Genomic DNA, 15,262 nt, shown 5'->3' on the forward strand with positions numbered 1-15,262 from the left:
ATACACAAGGATTATAAATCAAAAAAAACATATATTTGTATTTATATAAGCGCTTATATTTATTAAAAATGGACGCACTTAAAGGATTAGGAGAAATTGGATTAGGTTCTAGGTTAAAAAGGACTAGCGAATACATGATGCGCGAAACACAATTGGTGTACGATGAGTTTAATATTGATTTTGACCCTTACCTATTTCCTACTTTTAAAATTATAAAAAACAAAGATGGTGTTACTAATACTGAGATTACCAACAGTTTAAAAACATCGCAGCCTGCTACTACTCAAGCTATTAATAAGCTTCATAAAAAAGGACTTATCACCCTCAAAGAAGATAAATCGGATAAGCGAAAAAAAGTTATTTTTATTTCTAACAAAGGAAAGCAACTCATAGAAAATGTAACTCCTATATGGAACAGCATTGAACACACTATTAAAAAGTACACTAATATAAAGGCTGAATCACTAACTGAACTTATAAATGAATTAGAGACTAAGTTCGATGAAAAGTCTTTCAGCGAAGCTATTATAGAACATATAAAAATGAATACAACACAAAGTACTGTAACGATTACCACATTTAAGGAAGAATACAACTCATCTTTTTACAATCTGAACATTGAATGGTTACAAACATTTTTCTACGTAGAACCTTATGATGAAGAAGTTTTAAGCAATCCTCACAAATATATTATTGACAAAGGAGGTCATATTTTCTTTGCTAAATTAAATAATGAAGTTGTGGGTACTGTAGCTTTAATGCCTATGAGTGAACCTAATATTTATGAATTAACAAAGATGGCTGTTTCACCAAAACACAGGGGTTACAAAATAGGACAACAACTCATGCAACATTGTATTGATTTTGCAAAAGACAAACAGTTTGATAAATTGGTTTTATACTCAAACACGAAACTTGAAAACGCTATTTACATTTATAGAAAATTCGGCTTTTTAGAAATTCCTGTGGAAGAAGACTGCCCATACGAACGTTGTAATATTAAAATGGAATTAAAAACAAAGTCTTGATAACTTACGATATGGATACTACTCAAACAATTAACATCCTACAGGAAGCTGAAAAACTAAAAAAATACTTTTCTCCTAAAATAATTTCTGAAGTTAACAATGAATATGTTAAGCTCGCCAAAATTAAAGGGGAAGATATTCCATGGCATAATCACGAAAATGAAGATGAGCTTTTTTATATTATCAATGGAAACCTTTTAATGGAAATAGAAAATCAACCTAGTTTTACGATGAAAACAGGAGATTTATACGTAGTCCCTAAAGGTGTAAATCACAGAGTTAGTTCTTCGGAAGATTGTTTAATTATGCTTATCGAAACAAAATCTACCAAACACACTGGTGATGTAATAACTCCTATCACTAAATCTATTGATAATCAAAAATATTAAAGCCCTTATAAAGGCTTTTTCATTAAAGTAAAAAGCTCTCTTTTAAAAAGAGAGCTAACTACATCAAAATAAAATTTACAACTGCTAATTATAAACTCATACTATCAAATTAGTAAGTAAAATTCCTGCTATGCAAACAAACAATTGAAACAAACCAAACATAACAGGAAGTTTACAAACAACTAAGATTTTTTATACTGCTACGGCACTTTCTTCTTCTAATCTTTTGTCTTTTGCTCCTGCTTCAAACTGATTAGATGTATTCTTTTCTCCACTAGCTTTTAACGCTTTATCTCCAGCAAAAAATGTTTTATGGTCGTCTCCTAAATCAGAACCAGCCATTCGTTGATGCTTTACACAAGAAACTCCTTTTCTAATTTCTTGTCGTTGTACTCCTCTTACATAGGCTAACATTCCTTCATTACCAAAATAACCTTCTGTTAAATCATTCATATGTAACGCTGTTGTATGGTAGGTTGGTAAGGTGATTAAATGATGGAAAATACCTGCTTCTCTTGCCCCATCTATTTGGAAAGTACGGATTTTCTCATCCGCTCTATGACACAATTCTGTACCATCATAAGCCGCATTCATTAAATTGTTTCTGTCGTATCCCGTCATATTTTCTCCTTCTGCAACCATTTCATCATATACTTGATTACGGAAATTCAACGTCCAGTTAAACGAAGGCGAATTGTTATACACCAACTTCGCACTAGGAACTACTTCTCGTACTCTATTTACCATATTAGCTATTTGACCAACGTGTGGTGTAGGTGTTTCAATCCATAACAAATCGGCTCCGTTTTGTAAGCTTGTAATACAATCTAGCACTACCCTATCAATATTCGTTCCTTCTCTAAACTTATACAAACCATTAGCCAAACGTACAGGACGCACTAGCTTTCCATCACGTTTTAGTAATACATCGTCTTCTTTTGCTTCATCAATTGTAATTTCTTCAGCTTCTACAAATGCTAAATATTGAGAAGCTAAATCTCCTGGCTCTTGACTTACGGGTAATTTTTGAGTTAATCCTGCTCCTTCCGAATCGGTTCTTGCTACAATAACTCCATCTTCTACGCCTAACTCTAAAAAGGCATATCGAATTGCATTTAATTTTGCTATAAAGTCTTCGTGTGGTACAGTTACTTTTCCGTCTTGATGTCCACATTGTTTAGCATCTGAAACTTGATTTTCTATCTGAATAGCACAAGCACCAGCCTGAATCATTTTTTTAGCTAACAAATACGTAGCTTCTTCATTTCCAAAACCAGCATCAATATCAGCAATAATTGGAACTATATGTGTTTCAAAATTATCAATTTCACTCTGTACATCTTCTCCGTTTTCTAATCTTCTAAATAAATCGTTTAATTCAATAGCATCTGCTTGACGTAGAAAATCATAAATCTCCTCAATTAACGCAGGAACTGCTGTTTTTTCATGCATCGATTGATCTGGTAATGGACCAAACTCTGAGCGCAAAGCAGCTACCATCCATCCTGAAAGATATAAATAACGTTTACTTGTTGTTTTGTGATGTTTTTTTACTGCAATCATTTTTTGTTGTGCTACAAATCCGTGCCAGCACCCCAATGACTGTGTATAATTAGATGAATCTGCATCGTAAGCCGCCATATCTTCTCTCATAATTGCAGCGGTATATCTAGCGATATCTAAACCTGTTTTAAAGCGGTTCTGCGCTACCATTCTAGCAGCATTCTCTGGAGAAACTGAATTCCAAGTTGATCCAAACTTTTTCTTTAATTCTTTTACTGTTTGTAAAGCAGAACTATAATTAGCGTGTGCTAAATTTTTCATAATTTTGTAATTGATAAGGTTATTAATTTTTATTGATAGCTTGCCCTCTTAAATGTTGCCGCATTTTTGAGGGCTTTTTTCTCGATAATCGAGATTTAAATATTCAAGTCTAGTTTTTAATTTAAATTGCTTTTCTCTATAAATATTTATATGCCGGTAAGGTTAAGAACTCTACAAATTCTTTGTTTAAAATCAACTCGTCAAATAATTGAATAGCTAACTCAAACTTTCCGTTATTGTATCTGTCTTCACCTACATAACTTTTTATTTTTTTTAATTCTTCTTTTTTAAATTGCTCATACATTCCCTCTGTAAACGTTCTACCATCTTCAATCATTACGTTTTTATGTAACCATTGCCATACTTGTGTTCGAGATATTTCAGCAGTTGCTGCATCTTCCATTAAATTATACAAGGCAGCTGCTCCTTGTCCCATTAACCACGACTCTACATACAAAATACCAACATTGATATTTTCTCGTATTCCTTGCTCAGTAATAGTACCTTCTGGTAATTCTACTAAATCTTTTTCTGTAATTGTTAGATCTTCTAGCTTTTTATCTATCTGATTCGCATTGGGCATTGTTGTATTAAAAACGTCCATTGCAATTGCTACTAAACCAGGATGCGCCACCCAAGTTCCGTCATGACCATTCCTAACTTCTTGCTCCTTATCTTTCTTAACCTTAGCAAAAGCTTCTTTATTCAACTCTTCATTATTCTTCACAGGAATTTGTGCTGCCATTCCTCCCATAGCATGTACACCTCGTTTGTGGCACGACTTAATAACTCGTAACGAATATGCCTTCATAAATGGGCTACTCATGGTTACTTGTGAACGGTTTGGCACAATAAAACCAGAATGATTTCTGAACTTTTTAATGTATGAAAAGATATAATCCCAACGACCACAATTTAAGCCAGCCATATGATCTTTTAACTCATAAATAATTTCATCCAACTGAAAACTTGCCGTAATTGTTTCTATTAATACTGTTGCTTTAATGGTTTTTTTTGGTACCTCCATATATTCTTGCGCAAATACAAAAACATCATTCCACCAACGTGCTTCTTTGTAGTGTTCTAGTTTAGGTAAATAAAAATAGGTTGCACTTCCTTGCTCTCGTAAGGTTTTGATATTATGGAAAAAGTACAATCCAAAATCTACCAAAGAACCCGACATTTCTACACCATCAATCAACAAATGTTTTTCATTTAAATGCAATCCTCTTGGTCTTACTAACAAGGTAGCTACTTTGTCTTTCAACTCATAGCTTTTATCTTTTGCAGCGTTGTAAAATGAAATTGTTTTATTTACTGCATCTCGTAAGTTTACCTGACCATCTAAAATATTTTGAATTGTAGGTGAATTACTATCTTCAAAATCTGCCATAAACGTTTTTGCTCCAGAATTTAATGCATTGATAATCATTTTACGCTCTACTGGCCCTGTAATTTCTACTCTCCTATCTAACAAATCTTCAGGTAACGGAGCACATACCCAATCGCTCTCTCTTATCTCTTTCGTTTCCAAAGGAAAAGAAGGATAGTTTCCTGCATCAAAATAAGCTTGTTCGATTTCTCTTTCAGCTAATAATTGAAGTCTTTGAGGATTAAATTTTTCTTGAAGTTGAATTAAAAATGCTTTGGCTTCATTGGTCAAAACACTTTTATACTCGGTTTGATCAAAACCTACACATTGAATTTCTTTTGCTAAAACATCTTGATTCATATCTATTTATTTTTTACTTATTGATTGACAGTTCAATATTAAAAAAAAGAACTCAAACAAAAAAGCGAACGTTCGCTAAAAACATGTAAATTACAAATTTTTATTAATTCGCTAATTTTTATACCTTTGAATTACGAATATTTTAATAAAACACATTGGAAGAAGAATATATCAGATTAGTTTTTGGGTTAAAACTGAAACAAATACGTACAGATAAAAATCTATCACTCTTTGGATTAGCTAAACTAACAGGATTATCAAAATCGTATTTAAACGAAATTGAGAAAGGAAAAAAGTATCCAAAAACTGATAAAATTGTTATTCTTTCTGAGAAGCTAGAAGTACCTTATGATCATTTGGTATCTCTAAAATTAGATAAAAACCTAGCCCCTATTGGTGAAATTTTACAATCGAAAATTTTAAAAGAGATTCCTCTTGACCTATTTGGTATTAAAGAAAATAATCTAATTGACATCATTGCCAATGCTCCTGCAAAGGTTAATGCTTTTATAAGTACCATTATTAAGATTTCTCAAAACTACAATTTAACAAGAGAGAGCTTTTTTCTTGCTGCATTACGTTCGTACCAAGAAGCACACAACAACTATTTTGAGGATATTGAAACAAAGGTTACAGATTTTATTAAGGCTTATCAAATCAATCCAAACAAACCTATTTCTTCAAAAGACTTAGAAGAAATTTTAATTGAAGAATACGGTTATACGATTGATAGCGAAGAACTATCTAAACATCAAAAATTATCTGAATTAAGAAACATCTATATTCCAAAAAACAAAACACTTCTTATATATAACGATATAAACGAAGCACAGAGAACATTCATTTTTGCTAAAGAAATAGCTTATAATTATTTACAAATTGAAAACAGGTTATATACATTTCCATGGATTAAATTTGACAGTTTTGATGAAGTATTAAATAATTTTGTAGCTTCTTACTTTGCAGGTGCTTTAATTATTCCGAAAGATGATTTAATTCAAAAACTAACACAACTTTTTTCTTTAAAAACTTGGCAACCTATACAATTGCACAAAATTATTAGAAGTTATAATTGTTCAGACGAAACGTTTTATCAACGTTTAACGAACATTTTACCAAGACATTTTAATATTAAGAACCTATTCTTTTTACGTTTTACTCATAAAGAAGGTTCTCTGGCACATAGACTTTCTAAAGAACTACATATTACACAACAACAGTCTCCTCACGCCAATCGTAACAATGAACATTATTGCAGAAGATGGATTGCCATTAAAACAATTCAGGATTTAGAAGTTTCAGAAGAAAAAAAATCTGCTTACGGAATTCAAATTTCGTCGTACGAAAATTCTCAAAAAGAGTATTTAGTACTTTCTGCGGCTACTGCCGATCCTTTTAAAGAAAAAATTAATCGTAGTGTTAGCATAGGTATGTTGCTTTCTCCACACTTAAAAAGAAAACTTCATTTTTTTAATGAAGATACTTTCACTAAAAAAACAGTAGGTGTTACTTGCGAAACATGCGCAGTACAAAACTGTAATGAACGGGTGGCAGAACCTTATATTTTACTAAAACAATCTAGAAATAAAGAAATAGAAAACACTGTTGAAAACATCATTCAATCGTACACCTAAACACCTTGTTTTGTACGTTGTTTTTCTTATTTTAGCACACGCAAACAAATAACTTACCATGGATCTTAACTTCAACAAAAACGAAGACCACAATAAACTTTTAGTATCAGATTTACGTAGACGCTTAACCAAAGTTAAATTAGGCGGTGGACAAAAACGTATTGACAAGCATCATGAGAAAGGAAAATTAACAGCTCGTGAACGTATTGATTATTTATTAGACGATAAGTCTAAGTCTATCGAAATTGCTGCTTTTGCAGGTGAAGACATGTATCAAGAACATGGTGGATGTCCTTCAGGCGGCGTGGTTGTAAAAATGGGATATGTTAGCGGTAAGCAATGTATTGTTGTTGCTAACGATGCTACCGTAAAAGCAGGTGCTTGGTTCCCTATTACAGGAAAGAAAAATTTAAGAGCTCAAGAAATAGCAATTGAAAATAAATTACCTATTATTTATTTGGTAGATTCAGCTGGAGTTTATTTACCTATGCAGGATGAGATTTTTCCTGATAAAGAACACTTCGGAAGAATTTTTAGAAACAATGCTGTGATGAGTAGCATGGGAATTACCCAAATTGCTGCCGTTATGGGAAGTTGTGTTGCTGGTGGTGCTTACTTACCTATTATGAGTGATGAAGCACTTATTGTAGACAAAACAGGAAGTATTTTCTTAGCGGGTAGTTATTTAGTTAAGGCCGCTATTGGTGAAACTATTGATAACGAAACCTTGGGTGGAGCAACTACACATTGTGAAGTATCTGGGGTTACCGATTATAAAGCAAAAGATGATAAAGATGCTTTAGATACCATTAAAAACTTAATGGATAAAATTGGAGATTATGACAAAGCTGGATTTAATCGTAAAGAAGCTTTTCCTCCAAAAGAAAATGAAGATGATATTTTCGGAATTTTACCAAAAGCTCGTAATGAGCAATACGACATGATGGAAATCATCAAGCGTTTGGTTGATAATTCTGAATTTGAAGAATACAAGGCAGGCTATGGTCAAACCATTATTACTGGATATGCTCGTATTGATGGATGGGCAGTAGGTATCGTTGCTAACCAACGTAAAATTGTAAAATCAAAAGGAGCAAAAACCAAACCTAGCGAAATGCAATTTGGTGGGGTAATTTATAACGATTCAGCTGATAAAGCTACTCGATTTATTGCCAACTGTAACCAGAAGAAAATCCCGTTAGTTTTCTTACAAGATGTTACTGGGTTTATGGTAGGAAGTAAATCTGAACATAGCGGAATTATCAAAGACGGAGCCAAAATGGTGAACGCTGTTAGTAACTCTGTAGTTCCTAAATTTACGGTAGTTATTGGTAACTCTTACGGTGCAGGAAATTACGCTATGTGTGGTAAAGCCTATGACCCTCGTCTTATTTTTGCATGGCCAAGTGCTGAACTAGCTGTGATGAGTGGAGCCTCTGCTGCCAAAGTATTACTACAAATTGAAACAGCTGCTTTAAAGAAAAAAGGAGAAGAAATTACTCCTGAAAAAGAAGCTGAATTATTTGATAAAATTAAATCGAGATACGATAATCAAATATCTCCTTACTATGCTGCTGCAAGAATTTGGACCGATGCTGTAATTAATCCTCTAGACACCAGAACATGGATTTCTATGGGAATAGAAGCTGCTGACCACGCTCCTATTGAAAAGCCTTTTAATTTAGGAGTTTTACAAGTTTAAAACACAGAAAACAGCATGAAGAGGAAAGTGTTTTGGGGCATTATTGCCCTTGTTATAGGCTTTGTAATCTATCAAGTGTATATTTTCACCTTATCTGAAAATGATAATATCAAGTCTATTTACCTAGTTCCTGATGATGCTGTTTTCATAGTTGATACTGAAAGACCTATTGACACTTGGGATGAAATAAGCTCAAGTGAAATTTGGACGCATCTTCAAAAGAATCAACAAATCAATAAACTATCTGAAGGCCTACATAGTTTAGATGAAACTTTTAAAGCAAAAAAGGAAATTTTTGACTTTATTGGGGAACGTAATCTGGTTATTTCAGTACATGTATTTAGTCCTAGAAAATATGGGTTATTATACGTTGCGGATTTACAAAAATTCTCTAAACTTATTTTTCTAAAAAGAGCTATAAGTAATTTGGCTGGAGAAGACTATAAGGTAACGAAACGAGTATACAAAGAACACGAAATTATAGAACTGTATAATAAGAAGACTAGAGAAACTTTACACCTTTCTTTTATTAAAAACCAAGTTATAGCTTCTTATACTCACCTTTTGGTTGAACAATCAATTGACCAATACTTGAATCCTGTTATTGGACGAGATATAAATTTTATAGAAATAAAAAAGAAAACAGATACTGATGGATTTTTTAATATCTATTTACAACATAAATATCTAAAAGATTATTTAAATTGTTTTACCAGTTCTAGCAATTTAGATTTTTTAAATAAAGAAGCATTCTTCTACTCTGGTTTAGACATATCCATTGTGGAAGGAGTTATCGTTCAAGCTACTGGTTACACAAACGTTGACACTAATTCACAAACTTATTTAAAGGTATTACAAAAGTCTGGGGCTGGTAAGCGTAGCGTTGCTAAAGTAGCTCCAAAGAACACCTCTTTATACCTTAGTTTTGCTTTTGATAACTTTAAAACATTCAATAGTAATCTAGAGAAACTCCAACAAGAAAATCCTGCTGATTTTAAGGTGTATTCTGATCAACTTGCGATGATTGAGGATAAGTTAGACATTAATGTTTCTGAAAACATTTATAGTTGGATTGGTAGTGAAATAGCTTTAATTCATTTTAACACTGAGCTTTCAAAAAACAAAAAAGATATCGCTGCTATTATTAAAGCTGACGATATTGATGACGCTAAAGAAAATCTTCAGCTTGTCCTTTCAAAAATTAAAGAAAACACCCCTTTGAAATACAAGCAAATCGATTACAGAGGTTATCCTATTAACTTTTTCGATTTAAAAGGATTCTTTAAAATGTTAGCAGGAAACATGTTTTCTAAAATGGAGAAACCTTACTTTACCATTATTGATGATTTTGTAGTTTTTAGTACTAGTCCAAATACTATTAAAGAAATTATTAACAACCACTTAATAGGATACACCCTAGAAAACTCTGAAAAATTCGATGATTTTAATTATCATTTTGAGAAAAAATCTAGTGTCTTTGCTTATGTAAACACTCCAAATTCCTATAAAGATCTTTTAAGTTTAGTTGACAACAAAACTCGACGTGAACTTCAAAAAAACAAACCTTATATTACTTGCTTTTCACAAATTGGAATGCAGCTAATTGCTTCTGATGACTTATTTGAAAGTAATATTTCTCTTGTTTTTGAAGATCCTAAAAACATTGACATAAACACTAAAAAAGATAAAGAATTAAAAGAGAAACTACTATTAGAGTTAGCTCCCTACAAAGATTCTACAAGTACTCAAAATTCCACAACATTTTTTAAGCTTCCGCCAATACATCCTTCTGACCTAAGCGCTAAATCATACAAAGAGTTCTATAAAAACGGAAAGCTAAAATTTGAAGTTGATTTAGAAGATGGCTTAAAAGATGGTTCTTATAAGTCCTATTATGAAAACGGAAAAGCAAAAGTTAAAGGGCATTATAAAAATGATAAACAAAGTGGAACTTGGAAAGCTTATGATAAACAAACAGGTGATGTAATTTTCAAAAAACATTTTTAATTGCAATATTTTATAGCATTAGTTACATTTGCCAAGCAAAATTAAAACAGAATACACATGGGAAGAGCATTCGAATTTAGGAAAGCAAGAAAGATGAAACGTTGGTCAGCTATGGCTAAAACCTTTACTCGTATTGGTAAAGATATCGTTATGGCAGTTAAAGAAGGTGGTCCAAACCCCGAAACCAACTCTCGTTTACGTGTTGTAATTCAAAATGCAAAGGCTGCCAACATGCCTAAAGATAATGTTGAGCGCGCTATTAAAAAAGCATCTGATAAAAGTACTGAAAACTATAAAGAAGTATTATTTGAAGGATATGCTCCTCATGGAATTGCTGTTTTAGTAGAAACTGCTACTGATAATAATAACCGTACAGTAGCTAATGTACGTGCTGCTTTTAACAAGTGTAACGGAAATTTAGGAACTTCTGGATCAGTTGCTTTTATGTTTGACCACGTGGTTAACTTTAAAGTAAAAGAAGATTCCTTAGGAATGGATTTAGAAGAGTTTGAAATGGAAATGATCGACTTTGAAGTGGAAGAAGTTTTTGCCGACGAAGAAGATAGTTCGGTAATGCTTTATGCTCCTTTTGAACAATTTGGCGCTATTCAAAAATATTTAGAAGAAAATAATATTGAAATTCTTTCTTCGGAATTTGAACGTATTCCAACAACCACTACTGCGATTTCAGAAGAACAAAAAGAAGAGGTAAACAAACTTTTAGAAAGACTGGAAGAAGATGATGACGTAAATAATGTCTACCATTCTATGGAAGAATAACAAACATCTTCTTATTCAAAACATATAAATCCAACGATAAAAATCGTTGGATTTTTTTATATATTTATCTCAACCAAACTTTTCACTATTACTATTTTCTACGAAACAAAAAGAGTGGGCCAATAAAAATAAGTAGAAAAAGCAAACTTTATAAAATAGATAAAGAAGAGAACTACAATGCTTAACGATTCGGAATGAGTTTAGCTGATTATAAAAAAGCTTTTGACGCTAAAGATTTTTTAGAAAAAACAGGGCATTTAACCCTGTTTTTTTATTCTTAATTATACGTTTTTACTAATCTAACGAACTCTGCTTTGTAACCATCTTTATCCTCTCCTATTTCTCCCTCTGTCAAACTAAGTACATCTTCAATTTTTGTCTTATTTTTAAATTTTGATTTACTTAATTGCATTCCAAATAAAGCTACTGCTGAAATAAAATTCATATCATTCGTTGGTGCCAATACTTCATTTTTAACCGTTTTTACCAACTCTATACTTTTAGTCCCTTTTGGTAATTTATACCTAAACTTCACCGTTAATAATTCATTATTAAAACTATCTAATTGTTTATTTTGAGTATACTTCAATTTGGGTAGTTTCTTCAAAAATTTACTTTTTACTCCTACAGGAATTACTTCATACAATGCTGTTACTGTATGACCACTACCTAACTCACCAGCATCTTTTGTATCATCTACAAAATCTTCATCATTCAACAATCTGTTTTCATATCCTATTAAACGATATGCTTTTACTTTTTCTGGATTAAATTCTACCTGAATTTTCACATCCTTTGCAATGGTATATAAAGTACCCCCAAATTCTTTACCAAATACCTTTTGCGCTTCTTGCATCGTGTCGATATACGCATGATTTCCATTTCCCTTATCTGCTAAAATTTCTAATTTATCATCTTGGTAGTTTCCGTAACCAAAACCTAACACTGATAGAAATACTCCTGATTTTCTTTTTTCTTCTATTAACTCTTCCATTTCAGCATTGGTTGAAGCTCCTACATTAAAATCACCGTCTGTAGCTAAAATAACTCGGTTATTTCCATCTTTTATATAATTTTCCTTTGCTAGTTTGTAAGCTAACTCAATTCCTTCTCCTCCTGCCGTTGAGCCTCCTGCTTCTAATTGATTCAAAGCCTCTAATATTGTTTCTTTTTCATTTCCTGAGGTAGGTTTTAAAACTACCCCTGCTGCTCCTGCATATACAACAATTGCTACTTTATCTTTTTCTCTTAACTGATTTACCAATAATTTAAAAGCAGATTTTAATAAAGGTAATTTATTATGATCTGACATAGAGCCTGAAACATCTATCAAAAAAGTTAAGTTTGATGCTGGTAAATTTTCTTGTTTATACTCTTTTCCTTTTAACCCAATTCTTATTAACTGAGTGTCTTTATTCCATGGAGTCCTAACAATTTCTGTAGTGATTGAAAAAGGATGTTTTCCTTTAGGTTGCGGATAGTTATAATCAAAGTAATTAATCATTTCTTCAATCTTAACTGCTTCCTTTGGTATTTTTTGACCGCTATTAATCATTCTTCTTATATTACCGTAAGAAGCTTTATCAACATCAATAGAAAATGTAGACAAGGGAGAATTTATAGGACTTTTGAAAATATTTTCACTTCTTCCTGCATAAGAATCTCTATTTTCAATTTGATTATACCCTCTAATTCTAATAACTTTTGAAGCCGATGATTTTCTCCTTTTTGAAATACCGTAGGCTGCTACTACAACTTCTTCTAAAAGATTATCACTCTTCATTATTATATTAATTACAGAACTTTCTTTTACCTTTTCTTCTACAGTTTTCATCCCTACAAAAGAAAATACTAAAACATCTCCTTGTGTAGCTGAAATAGAGTATTTACCATCAAAATCAGTTTCAGTTCCAATAGTAGTTCCTTTTACCACAATAGTAACTCCTGGTAACGGACCTGATTCATCTGAAACTATACCTGTAATTGTTCTTTGTTGCGCTGTAAGTGCTATTGAACTCAACAATAGTATTACATAAAATAGTTTTTTAAACATAGTTTTTCGTTTTAAAGTTTACATAAAACTAGCTAACACTATATTTTTATAAAACTATAAATGAGTAAACAAGTTTATTAGAAAAGTGAACGATACTTTTTAGTGAGGTAAAGTTTTAGCGAGTGTTTTTTTACGTTGGATTTTTTTTGTTTCTGTCTCAACAAATTTTTCTACAAAATAAATTTCTTTCGGAATTTCATACTTCGTAAGCCCCAATAGATTTCTAACTTCGTTCGAAATGGCGTCGTTTTTCTCTCCTTCTACTATCAAAACTAGCTTCTCTCCTAGTTTTTTATCGTTGATACCTGTAACAAAAAAGCGGTTTGAAATAATTTTAGAGAGTTTTTCTTCTATTTTCTCTGGATGTAGCTTTACTCCTCCAGAGTTAATCACGTTATCATAACGTCCCAACCATTCAAATTCGGTATCAGAAATCAAACGAATTACATCGTTTGTTATAATTTTTTCTTCGGCTACTTTTGGCGCATCAATCACTAAGCAATTTCGATTGTCTTGAGAGAGTTGTACATTAGGAAGTGTCTTGTAGTGAGGTTTCTCACTATCGTTCGAAATGATATTGTTTAACTTTTTAACAGCAATATGTGTAATTGTTTCTGTCATTCCGTAAGTGGCATAAATTTCAGTTGATTTATTTTGAATAGCTTCAATTAAATCATTTGCTACAACACCTCCTCCTACAATAAGTTTCTTTATTTTATGAATACTAGACAAAGAGCTTCTTAACTGCAAAGGTACCATCGCGGAAAAATCATACTCTTTTAGAATTTCAACTTCAGATGTTGGAGCAACCACATCCATACTCCACCCTAAGGTTAATGCACGAACTAGCATCATTTTCCCTGCAATATAGTCGGTTGATAAGCACAATAAAGCTGTAGTATTTTCTTTTAATCTGAAAAAAGTTCCAGTGGCTTTTGCTGAGTTTATCATAAACTCTTTTTTCAATCGAATTGGTTTAGGTTTTCCCGTAGAACCTGATGTTTGCACTACTACAAAATCTTCTGCATTAAACCAATCTGATAAAAATTGATATACGGAATCGTTTATAGTCTTCGAAAAAGTCAATAAGTCATCTTCATTAGAAAAAGACTTTCCGTTTAACTGAAAACTATTATGAAAGTTTAGATTGTCCACTTTATTTGGAGTACTACTTTGTTGTTATTACAGGTTTCTCTATGTTACCAAATAGTTTTTCTTTCCAATTTTTCCAGCCATATTTTTTTGAGAACAGTAGCAACATTAAAGGATATAAAACAAATACTGGTAAAAACATCTCTATCCCTACCGAAGGATCTGAAGTATCTACAAATAAAGCATCCGTTTGAAAAACGGTCCAATCTGTAGTTACCAAGAATGCAGCTACAATATTATTAATAGCATGTAAACCTAATGCTAATTCTGTTCCTTCATCCATTAGTGTGGTAATTCCGAAAAAGAAACCTGTTCCTATATAAAAAACCATTGAAATATACCCTAGCTTCTCTACTTCTGGGTTTGCTCCGTGGAGTAAACCAAACGCTACAGAAGTTACTATTAATGGAACCCATCTGTTTTTAAACCAAGTACCAAGTCCTTGCATAAAATACCCTCTAAAAAGTAATTCTTCAAAACTCGTTTGAATGGGTAAAAACAAAAACGATACTATCATTAAAGTAAAAAAAGGCAGAGGTTTAAAATTCCATGTATAATTTTCAGAAGCTAAAAGAATCTCAGAAGATACTACTAGTACAGATAGTATTCCCCATACAAAGAAACCAAACCAAAAGCGATTCCAATCTATTTTATTTCTACTTGTTATAACTGTTTTTATAGCTCTTTTATGAATGTATTTTACTCCTAAAAACAATGAAACTAATCCAAAAGCAAACATCACCACCATCATAAATAAAAACATGTTTTTATTTATTCCTAAGCTCATAAAGCTATCATCTGCTGCTCTTAAAAACTCACTTGTACTTTCAGAATGTAAAATTGCAGTTACAGCTAAAGGAATTACACCTATAAACTGCCACCCAAATAAAACTATAAAAATAACTAATAAGTATAAGTACCACTGGTTGTCTCCTTTATATGCTTGTTGTATAAAATTCAT

General features: G+C 32.0%; 11 protein-coding genes. 6 read left to right on the forward strand and 5 right to left on the reverse strand.

Going from position 1 to position 15,262, the window contains the following annotated elements:
* The first annotated feature begins 68 nt into the window (after positions 1-68).
* Complete coding sequence (locus AC3VJB_RS06200) at positions 69-1,028, forward strand: bifunctional helix-turn-helix transcriptional regulator/GNAT family N-acetyltransferase (RefSeq protein ID WP_497666908.1); 960 nt, start codon at positions 69-71, stop codon at positions 1,026-1,028.
* Complete coding sequence (locus AC3VJB_RS06205) at positions 1,025-1,417, forward strand: cupin domain-containing protein (protein WP_497666909.1); 393 nt, start codon at positions 1,025-1,027, stop codon at positions 1,415-1,417. The genes AC3VJB_RS06200 and AC3VJB_RS06205 overlap by 4 nt, the downstream gene beginning before the upstream one ends.
* 192 nt (positions 1,418-1,609) lie before the next feature.
* Here the strand turns inward: AC3VJB_RS06205 and AC3VJB_RS06210 are convergent, their stop codons facing one another.
* Together AC3VJB_RS06210 and aceB are read right to left on the reverse strand one after the other, a co-directional pair.
* Positions 1,610-3,241, reverse strand: a complete 1,632-nt coding sequence (locus AC3VJB_RS06210) for an isocitrate lyase (protein WP_159491485.1) — start codon at positions 3,239-3,241, stop codon at positions 1,610-1,612.
* A 136-nt stretch (positions 3,242-3,377) separates the two neighbouring features.
* Positions 3,378-4,973, reverse strand: coding sequence for a malate synthase A (gene aceB / locus AC3VJB_RS06215; protein WP_497666910.1), 1,596 nt, complete (start codon positions 4,971-4,973; stop codon positions 3,378-3,380).
* 155 nt (positions 4,974-5,128) lie between these two features.
* Here aceB and AC3VJB_RS06220 point away from each other — a divergent pair, with 155 nt between their 5' ends.
* From AC3VJB_RS06220 to AC3VJB_RS06235, 4 genes are read left to right on the forward strand one after another with little or no spacing between them, the layout of a single operon-like run.
* Positions 5,129-6,607, forward strand: a complete 1,479-nt coding sequence (locus AC3VJB_RS06220; protein WP_047789106.1) for a helix-turn-helix domain-containing protein — start codon at positions 5,129-5,131, stop codon at positions 6,605-6,607.
* Positions 6,608-6,665: 58 nt separating this feature from the next.
* The gene (locus tag AC3VJB_RS06225; RefSeq protein ID WP_047789107.1) at positions 6,666-8,309 is read left to right on the forward strand and encodes an acyl-CoA carboxylase subunit beta; all 1,644 of its coding nucleotides are present in this window, start codon (positions 6,666-6,668) and stop codon (positions 8,307-8,309) included.
* A gap of 15 nt (positions 8,310-8,324) precedes the next feature.
* Positions 8,325-10,316 carry a DUF3352 domain-containing protein gene (locus AC3VJB_RS06230; RefSeq protein ID WP_159491489.1) on the forward strand — a complete coding sequence of 664 codons (1,992 nt, stop codon included), beginning with the start codon at positions 8,325-8,327 and terminating at the stop codon, positions 10,314-10,316.
* Positions 10,317-10,373: 57 nt separating this feature from the next.
* Positions 10,374-11,096, forward strand: a complete 723-nt coding sequence (locus AC3VJB_RS06235) for a YebC/PmpR family DNA-binding transcriptional regulator (RefSeq protein WP_047789109.1) — start codon at positions 10,374-10,376, stop codon at positions 11,094-11,096.
* Between the two features lie 277 nt (positions 11,097-11,373).
* Here the strand turns inward: AC3VJB_RS06235 and AC3VJB_RS06240 are convergent, their stop codons facing one another.
* From AC3VJB_RS06240 to AC3VJB_RS06250, 3 genes are all read right to left on the reverse strand, one after another.
* On the reverse strand, positions 11,374-13,149 hold the full coding sequence (locus AC3VJB_RS06240) for a vWA domain-containing protein (protein ID WP_497666911.1): 1,776 nt from the start codon (positions 13,147-13,149) through the stop codon (positions 11,374-11,376).
* Between the two features lie 99 nt (positions 13,150-13,248).
* Positions 13,249-14,304: an AMP-binding protein gene (locus tag AC3VJB_RS06245; RefSeq protein WP_497666912.1), complete on the reverse strand. Its 1,056-nt coding sequence runs from the start codon at positions 14,302-14,304 to the stop codon at positions 13,249-13,251.
* A gap of 13 nt (positions 14,305-14,317) precedes the next feature.
* On the reverse strand, positions 14,318-15,262 hold the full coding sequence (locus AC3VJB_RS06250) for a CPBP family intramembrane glutamic endopeptidase (RefSeq protein ID WP_497666913.1): 945 nt from the start codon (positions 15,260-15,262) through the stop codon (positions 14,318-14,320).

Source organism: Tenacibaculum sp. TB-53 (assembly GCF_059716285.2).

Coding starts and splice junctions, on each gene's coding strand:
- AC3VJB_RS06200 (WP_497666908.1), top strand. CDS start 69: ATGGACGCACTTAAAGGATTAGGAGAAATTGGATTAGGTTCTAGGTTA.
- AC3VJB_RS06210 (WP_159491485.1), bottom strand. CDS start 3,241: ATGAAAAATTTAGCACACGCTAATTATAGTTCTGCTTTACAAACAGTA.
- aceB (WP_497666910.1), bottom strand. CDS start 4,973: ATGAATCAAGATGTTTTAGCAAAAGAAATTCAATGTGTAGGTTTTGAT.
- AC3VJB_RS06225 (WP_047789107.1), top strand. CDS start 6,666: ATGGATCTTAACTTCAACAAAAACGAAGACCACAATAAACTTTTAGTA.
- AC3VJB_RS06230 (WP_159491489.1), top strand. CDS start 8,325: ATGAAGAGGAAAGTGTTTTGGGGCATTATTGCCCTTGTTATAGGCTTT.
- AC3VJB_RS06235 (WP_047789109.1), top strand. CDS start 10,374: ATGGGAAGAGCATTCGAATTTAGGAAAGCAAGAAAGATGAAACGTTGG.
- AC3VJB_RS06240 (WP_497666911.1), bottom strand. CDS start 13,149: ATGTTTAAAAAACTATTTTATGTAATACTATTGTTGAGTTCAATAGCA.
- AC3VJB_RS06250 (WP_497666913.1), bottom strand. CDS start 15,262: ATGAATTTTATACAACAAGCATATAAAGGAGACAACCAGTGGTACTTA.